Origin of the sequence: Clostridium tarantellae, from assembly GCF_009295725.1 — a bacterium.
Taxonomy (GTDB): Bacteria; Bacillota; Clostridia; order Clostridiales; family Clostridiaceae; genus Sarcina; species Sarcina tarantellae.
Genome location: NZ_WHJC01000459.1, coordinates 1 through 1,744, shown reverse-complemented (window position 1 = coordinate 1,744; position 1,744 = coordinate 1). Strand labels below are relative to the sequence as shown.

General features: G+C 26.4%; 1 protein-coding gene. It reads right to left on the bottom strand.

Translation table 11 applies throughout. The features are described 5' to 3' along the window. Window positions 1-171: 171 nt before the first annotated feature. A complete protein-coding gene (locus GBZ86_RS15565; protein WP_152892176.1) occupies window positions 172-1,542 on the bottom strand; it encodes an MATE family efflux transporter in 1,371 nt (456 codons plus the stop codon). Window positions 1,543-1,744 lie beyond the last annotated feature (202 nt).

Here is a 1,744-nt window from a genome sequence, read left to right as displayed (position 1 = left end):
GCTTATACCATGCTGTAACTGCTTGGATATTTTCAGTACTTTTATTAAATTTAAAAATTGAATCATTAATTAAAAACACTACTTAATATTCATATTTTATAAAACTAATAAAAACTCCCACCAATAAAGGTGAGAGTTTTTAATTATTAGTTATTAAAGATAATATTTTATTTAAGCATTTACTTCCACAAAATCTCTTGTAATATCAGTAATCCATTTTCCACTACTTACTCGTATTATACTTATTATTGTTTTTAAAATTTCATCACTTTTAATTATAAGAAATACTAAAGCAATTGGCACTTCAAAGAAAAATGCAGCTATAAAACCTCCAGGAATAGCAAATAACCACATAAACAAAATATCATTTAAAAGAACAAATCGAGCATCGCCCCCACCTCTTAAAACTCCCATCATCATATTTACTCCTAGAGATTGGAATAATATTATAAAAGCTGTAACTCCCATTATTTCTAAAGCAATATTTTTGGTAGCTTGTGACACATTATAGAAATCCACTAATACTGGTCTTATTATAAATATAACAGCACTTGCTAATATGCCCATTAAAATACTGAAAAAAGCTATGGTAAAAGCATATTCCTTTGCTTTTTCTTTTTTACCTTCACCAATGGTATTTCCTATTATTACAGCAGTAGCATTAGATAGTCCAAAAATAAATACGGTAACAAATTGATAAGCTACTCCATTAATGCTATTAGCAGCAACTACATCCGTGCCAAGTCTACCTACTACTACTGAAATCATAGAAGCTCCCATAGACCAAAGTAATTCATTAAATAAAACAGGTGTACATATTTTAAAATAATCCTTTAATATTAATTTATCTACCATAAAGAAATGCTTAATTTTCAAACATATTTTATCTTCAAAAGCCACCATAAATATAAAAACTATGATAAATTCAGTTATTCTAGCTATAACTGTTGCTATAGCAGCCCCTTTAACTCCTAAACTAGGAAATCCTAAATTACCAAAAATAAAAACCCAGTTAAAAAAAGCGTTAACAATTAAAGAAATACTATAAACTATTAAGGATATTCTAACGGTTTTAACAGAACGTAGCATCATAATTGTACAGTTAGTAATAGCATAGAATAAATAACCAATACACACTATTCTTAAATACGTAGCACCACTATATATTACTTCTAAATCTGTAGTAAAAATACTCATAAATTCCTCAGGAATAAAAATAGCAATGGCAGTAAAAATGAGAGTGATTATAATACAAACTCGATACATTATTGATAATATTTTATGAATAGTTTTTTTATCTTTTTTTCCCCAGTATTGAGAAACCATAATATTGGATCCACCAGCTAATCCAAACATTAATATCATCAATACAAAAAATAGATTATTAGCTATAGATACAGCTGAAAGTTGAACTTCCCCCAAAGAACCAACCATCATAGTATCAATCATACCTACAGCAAAGGTAATAAGATTTTGCATAGCTATTGGTAAAGAAATACCAAATAATAACTTGTAAAACTTTTTATCTCTGGTTAAATACATTTTTAATTTTCCCCCTTTTAATATCAATTGCATTACACAACTTGATGGTTTATTAATTTATTTTAAAATAAATTAATTGCAAAAAACATATATTTTTTGTTAAATAATGAAAATTTTAAAATAAATTCCAAATCAACAAGATTATATCATTAATTTTGCAAAGGTAAAATATATATTAGAAAATTTTCCAAATAATAAATCC